6 protein-coding genes are annotated in these 6527 nt (G+C 43.8%); all 6 read left to right on the forward strand.

What is annotated here, in order from left to right:
- Positions 1 to 157: 157 nt before the first annotated feature.
- The 6 genes from pspG (at position 158) to L1D31_RS19485 (ending at position 6000) form a co-directional block, all read left to right on the forward strand.
- Positions 158 to 367, forward strand: coding sequence for an envelope stress response protein PspG (pspG, locus tag L1D31_RS19460; protein ID WP_006963183.1), 210 nt, complete (start codon positions 158 to 160; stop codon positions 365 to 367).
- Positions 368 to 457: 90 nt separating this feature from the next.
- Positions 458 to 1132 carry a TIGR04219 family outer membrane beta-barrel protein gene (locus L1D31_RS19465; RefSeq protein ID WP_239838675.1) on the forward strand — a complete coding sequence of 225 codons (675 nt, stop codon included), beginning with the start codon at positions 458 to 460 and terminating at the stop codon, positions 1130 to 1132.
- Between the two features lie 146 nt (positions 1133 to 1278).
- On the forward strand, positions 1279 to 1509 hold the full coding sequence (locus L1D31_RS19470; RefSeq protein WP_239838676.1) for a hypothetical protein: 231 nt from the start codon (positions 1279 to 1281) through the stop codon (positions 1507 to 1509).
- 126 nt (positions 1510 to 1635) lie between these two features.
- On the forward strand, positions 1636 to 3495 hold the full coding sequence (locus L1D31_RS19475; RefSeq protein ID WP_239838677.1) for an assimilatory sulfite reductase (NADPH) flavoprotein subunit: 1860 nt from the start codon (positions 1636 to 1638) through the stop codon (positions 3493 to 3495).
- The gene (gene cysI / locus L1D31_RS19480; RefSeq protein WP_239838678.1) at positions 3495 to 5231 is read left to right on the forward strand and encodes an assimilatory sulfite reductase (NADPH) hemoprotein subunit; all 1737 of its coding nucleotides are present in this window, start codon (positions 3495 to 3497) and stop codon (positions 5229 to 5231) included. Before L1D31_RS19475 ends, cysI begins: the two co-directional genes overlap by 1 nt.
- Entirely contained in the window at positions 5224 to 6000 is a 777-nt protein-coding gene (locus tag L1D31_RS19485; RefSeq protein WP_239838679.1) for a phosphoadenylyl-sulfate reductase, read from the forward strand. The genes cysI and L1D31_RS19485 overlap by 8 nt, the downstream gene beginning before the upstream one ends.
- Positions 6001 to 6527 lie beyond the last annotated feature (527 nt).

Consider the following 6527-nt stretch of genomic DNA (forward strand, 5'->3'; position numbering starts at 1 on the left):
TAGTATTGAGTTGGTTTATTTCACCAATTAAGAAAATCAAATAAAAGAGACGCCTGAAGAGGTGTCTCTTTTTATTTTAATTAAAATCAGATGCTTATGTGTTTTTCTTTAACTTGGCCTGCTTTCTGCTAAGTGAAAGCTAACTAAGGAGAAAGATATGTTTGAACTCATCTTTGTATTGGTCTTTATTGCAACATTGTTGGTGACAGGTCTTACCATGTTCACGGTTTTTGCTGCGGCAGGGTTTGCTTTGATGGTCATGGTGCTACTCGGTATGGTCGGTGCGGTGATTAAACTGATTCCGTGGTTGATTGTTATCGCGGTTGGTATTTGGTTCTTTAAAAACTACGTGTACAGCCATCGTTAATCCACGCAGTAATTTGACATAAACCGTTGTGTGGGTGTGCTACTATCGCTCTCATATCTCTAACCTCAATGAGCTCGGGAGCTAAAATAGATGAACAGATCTGCATTGGCAGTGATCACTGCCGCTGCGATATCGATGGCAAGTTCAGCAGCAATGGCAGAAAGTTCTGTCGTTGCAAAAGTGGGGGCTGAAGCATGGTGGGTAGATACAGAAGTCAATGAAATCCGCCGTGATAAAGAAGTCACTCCAAGCGTTTATGCGGCGATCGAGCACGACATCAAATATGTGCCGAATGCACGAATCAGAACCACCAGTGTTGATAATGAGTTTATGGCGTTTGATAAGCTCGATCTCACGTTGTATTACCAAGTGATGGAACATGAGCTGATGCATTTTGATGCTGGTATTACGTTCAGTGATATGAGTAATACAAAGTACAAGAATGCAGAAACAGGCCAAACTAAAGATTTTAATGAGTTGCTGTGGGCCTTCTATGGTTACGCTGAAATTACAGTGCCAGACACGAACTTTGATATTATCGGTGAGATGAATTTCGGTGATAGTAGCGGTGTAAAAAGTACTGACTTAATGGCGGGTATGCAGTATCGAATGCCATTGAATAACTCCACGCTCACCTTCCGAGGAGGGTATCGTGTTATTGATCTTGAGTCCGATGAGTTTAAACCTACGTTGGAAGAGAGTACTTTAGGAAAACCTTTCATGATGGCGAACGGCTTCTTCGTCGGTGCTGAATACAGTTTCTAACGGAATTATTTTTCTAAAAACGCTGCGTAATATCGCAGCGTTTTTTTATGCCTATTAGTTATATTTTCACTTTTCTTTTAGCAGTTTTTTGTCTTTCGGCCATGCTTATTAAGGATTCTTATCAATAATTTTAGAGAAGGATTCTCATGACTATCAATGAGCTTAGAAATCTTTACCGAGAAAATCAGTTAGTTGAAGCCATCATTGAACCTTCAGCTCAGGAAGGAACGTGGATTGTCGAGTTTCGCCACGCTCGCGGTGGCTTTGTGTTATTAACCGACTCCCATGGGGAAGAGTGTCACTATTTGGATCTGGATCTAGCATCAAAGTCTGCGATGGCTGTCGGTTTCAGACAGGTACGCGTTGAGGCGAAGTAAACTTGCCTGCTTAAACTTTCGGCTTTCTTTAATTCCAAAAGTTATAAAACATTCATTTCTATTCTTTCTTGTTATTAAAGGGAGTGGTTAATCTATCATCACGCAATGAATAGGGATGTCGAGACCATGTCTTTAAACAAGAACGTGTCCTCTCAAGGAAACACACCACAAGAATTACCGTCAGTCGCTTCTCCTTTAAATGATCAACAACTGAATACGCTACAACAAACCGTCTCAGAACTGTCACCTCAACAGTTGGCGTGGGTCAGTGGTTATTTTTGGGGGCTATCACAAGTTCAACCTCAAACAGCAGGCGCTGCAGCACCTATTAGTCAGGCTGCTGCGGCTGTAGCTGCAAAACCAGCAGGCAAGCTTTCTATTATCTTTGCCTCTCAGACGGGGAACGCCAAGGGCGTTGCTGAAGCGCTCGAGCAAGAAGCAAAAGCTCAAGGCATTGCTGTCGAGATGTTTGATGCTAGTGATTACAAAGGAAAAAATCTGGCGAAGGAAACGCACGTCATTATTGTTGCCTCCACCAACGGTGAAGGTGAAGCTCCAGATAATGCGATTGAGCTGCATGAATTCCTTCAGTCTAAGAAGGCACCTAAATTACCCAACCTGAAATACGGTGTGATTGGTCTGGGTGACTCGAGTTATGAATTCTTCTGTCAGACGGGTAAAGATTTCGATTCTTACCTATCTAAACTTGGCGCGACATCGTTTATTGAACGAGTCGATCTTGATGTGGACTATGAAGCGCTCGCTGCTGAGTGGCGGGCATCAGCGCTAGAGAAGGTCAAAGAAGCGCTCTCTTCTAATTCTGAGGCTGAAGTTGTACAGCTTCCAGTGGGTCAGGCTGCACTAGGTCATTCTCCATATAACAAGCAACATCCTTATACAGCGACGCTGCTTACGAACCAAAAAATTACAGGGCGTGATTCAGGCAAAGATGTACGCCACGTAGAGATCGATCTTGAAGGCTCGGGTTTAACATATCAGCCCGGAGATGCCCTTGGGGTTTGGTTTGAAAACAGCTCGGCTCTTGCAAATGCTATCTTGGCGAAAGTTGGGTTGTCTGGTGTTGAAAGTGTTGATGTTGATGGTGAGAGTATTTCCATCCACAGTGCGCTGGTAAGTAAGTACGAAATCACTTCTGCAAACCCCCAGCTTGTGAGCAAGTTTGCAGAGCTATCAGGTAGCAAGAAATTACTCAAATTATTGGAAGATAAAGACAAGTTACGCGAATACGCAACTAACACTCAAGTGGTTGATGTTCTGGCGGAAAAGAAAACCAAACTATCCGCTGAGGAACTTGTTGGCTTGCTGCGCCGATTGACACCTCGCCTCTATTCTATTGCTTCTAGTCAAAGTGAAGTGGATGAAGAAGTCCATCTTACAGTAGGCGTTGTTGAATATGACAAGGGAGATGAAAAGCGTTTTGGTGGCGCGTCTAGCTTCCTTTCTCATCGTTTAGAAGAAGGTGGTGAAGTGAAAGTGTTTGTTGAGCACAACAATAACTTCAAGCTACCTCAAGATGGCAATACCCCAATGATTATGATTGGCCCAGGTACAGGTATCGCACCTTTCCGCAGCTTTATTCAAGAACGAGATAACCGAGATGCTGAAGGTAAAAATTGGCTGTTCTTCGGTGACCGTACCTTTACGCAAGATTTCCTTTATCAGGTCGAGTGGCAGAAGTACCTTAAGTCTGGAGTGCTAAATCGTCTTGATGTGGCATTCAGTCGTGACCAAGCAGAGAAAGTTTATGTCCAACATCGTATTCTGGAAAAAGCTGAACAAGTTTGGCAGTGGATCCAAGAAGGCGCTTACCTCTATGTGTGTGGCGATGCAACACGCATGGCGAAAGATGTGCACGAAGCCTTGATTCATGTTGCGGAGCAACAAGGCCAGCTATCACGCGATGATGCGGAAGAATTTATCAACGAACTACGTAAAGCGAAACGTTATCAAAGGGATGTGTACTAATGACTTTTTCTACTGAGAATAATAAGCAGCTTGTATTAGGCGAAGAGTTAGGAAAGCTTTCTGATAACGAGCGTCTAAAAACGCAAAGCAACTTCTTACGCGGTACCATTGAGCAAGATCTACAAGACAGAATTACAGGTGGTTTTACTGCCGACAACTTTCAGCTGATTCGTTTCCACGGTATGTATCAGCAGGATGATCGTGACATTCGTAATGAACGTGCAAAGCAAAAGCTTGAGCCTCTGCATAATGTTATGCTGCGTGCTCGTATGCCGGGCGGCATTATCAAACCGGATCAATGGCTAGCGATTGATAAGTTCGCAACTGAGCACTCTCTTTACGGCAGTATTCGCCTGACTACTCGCCAAACCTTTCAGTTTCACGGGGTTCTTAAGCCGAATATTAAGTTGATGCACCAAACTCTAAACAGTATTGGTATTGATTCGATTGCCACAGCGGGTGATGTTAACCGTAACGTCTTGTGTACGACAAACCCTATTGAATCAGAGCTACATCAAGAAGCCTATGAGTGGGCGAAGAAAATCAGTGAGCATTTACTACCTAAGACTAAGGCATACGCCGAAATTTGGCTGGATGGCGAGAAAGTAGAGACAACAGAAGGTGACGAGCCAATCCTAGGTAAGACTTATCTTCCTCGTAAGTTCAAAACCACGGTTGTGATTCCTCCACAGAACGATGTTGATGTTCATGCAAATGATCTTAACTTTGTCGCGATTGGTGAGAATGGCAAGCTGGTGGGCTTTAATGTGTTAGTTGGGGGTGGTCTTGCAATGACCCACGGTGATACTTCCACTTATGCCCGTCGTGCCGATGACTTTGGGTTTGTTCCGCTAGACAAAACGCTTGATGTTGCAGCGGCAGTCGTTACCACTCAGCGTGACTGGGGTAACCGTTCGAATCGTAAGAATGCGAAAACCAAGTACACCTTAGATCGCGTCGGTATTGATGTGTTTAAAGCTGAAGTAGAAAAGCGCGCTGGTATTAAGTTTGCTGAAAGTAGACCTTATGAATTTACTGACCGCGGCGATCGTATCGGTTGGGTTGAAGGTATCGATGGTAAACATCACTTAGCACTATTTATCGAAAACGGTCGTCTACTGGACTTCCCGGGTAAGCCTCTTAAGACAGGGGTTGCTGAAATTGCCAAGATCCATAAAGGTGACTTCCGCATGACGGCCAACCAAAACTTAATTGTTGCGGGTGTGGCTAAAAGCCAAAAAGCCAAGATCGAGAAGATTGCCCGCGAACACGGTTTAATTGATGATAGTGTGAGTGAACAGCGCAAAAACTCAATGGCGTGTGTCGCTTTCCCAACTTGCCCACTTGCGATGGCTGAAGCCGAACGTTTTTTACCTCAGTTTGTCACTGATGTAGAAGCTATCCTTGAAAAGCACGGTTTACCAGAAGAAGACAACATCATTTTACGTGTGACGGGCTGTCCAAATGGCTGTGGCCGCGCTATGTTGGCTGAAATTGGTTTAGTCGGTAAAGCTCCCGGACGTTATAACCTCCACCTAGGTGGTAACCGAGCGGGTACACGCATTCCAAAGATGTACAAAGAGAACATTACCGATAAGCAGATTCTTGAAGAGATCGATCAACTGGTTGGTCGTTGGGCGCAAGAACGTGAAATGGGTGAAGGGTTTGGTGATTTTGCAATTCGTGCTGGAATCATCCAAGAGGTAAAAGTATCGATGAGGGATTTACATGCTTGATTCTGTCGCTTCTAAACCTCAGTTAGCGAAACTTCTCTCATTAACTAAGACGGAACAGGTACTCCAGCTTGGCCAAATTAATGCAGAGTTAGAGCAGCTAACTGCACAGCAAAGAGTAGCTTGGGCTCTTGAAAACCTAGAAGGTCAATTTGCTGTTTCTTCTAGTTTCGGTATTCAGGCAGCGGTTATGTTGCACCTAGTTACTGAGCAAAAGCCTGATATCCCCGTTATCTTGACTGATACTGGCTATCTGTTTCCAGAAACCTATCGTTTTATAGATCAGCTGAGTGAGCAGTTGACGCTAAACCTCAAGGTCTATCGCGCAAAAGAAAGTGCCAACTGGCAGGAGGCGCGCTATGGCAAGTTGTGGGAACAAGGTATAGAGGGAATAGAGAAATACAACAAACTAAATAAAGTCGAACCGATGAGGCGAGCTTTAGATGAGCTTGAGGTAGGGACTTGGTTTTCAGGTTTACGTCGTGAGCAATCTAAATCACGCGCAAGCTTGCCAATTTTATCGATTCAAAATGGTGTGTTTAAGTTCTTGCCTGTGATCGATTGGACGAATAAAGACGTTCATTATTACCTAGAGCAAAATGGACTTTCTTATCATCCCCTAAGAGATGAAGGTTATCTATCTGTTGGTGATACCCATACAAGCAAAAAGTGGGAGCCGGGTATGAGTGAAGAAGAAACTCGTTTCTTTGGACTGAAGCGTGAATGTGGTCTTCACGAAGACGATAGTGAGCAAGATGGTTCGGGGATTTAGTTTTTCCTTCTATATATAGATAAAAGGTCGCGAGAGCGGCCTTTTTTTGCGTGAAAAACAGAGAGTGTGTATAACTCTGTGAATATTTTGTTGGCTTAATTGGGGTAAAGTTGGATAAATAAGGCTTTGGGCGAAAGTTAGCCTGTTAAACGTTATTTTTGCAATTTTTTCAAAATAACGCTTGCCAATGTGAGCGCGATCTCTATAATGCCTCCTCGTCGACAGGGCAAGGGCTCACAAGGGTTCAAGCGAAATCGACAGGTTAACTAGCCAAGCGGAAACGCTTAAGAAAAAAGTTTGAAAAAAAGTGGTTGACACTAAAACTTAAAACGCTAGAATAGCCGCCTCTTCCGAAGTGGTGAGAGCCACAAGAAGAAAAGCTCTTTAACAATATAAACCTATCAATCTGTGTGGGCACTCGTTGATGATAATCCAATTAGAAGCTTCGGCTTCAAATTAGGTTTCAATGAAACGAAGTGACCATTGAATCTTCGGATTCAGCACAGTCAATTCAAACATTACGTTAT

It is taken from the genome of Vibrio sp. Isolate23, from assembly GCF_022398095.1.
In the GTDB taxonomy this organism is placed as follows: Bacteria; Pseudomonadota; Gammaproteobacteria; order Enterobacterales; family Vibrionaceae; genus Vibrio; species Vibrio coralliilyticus_A.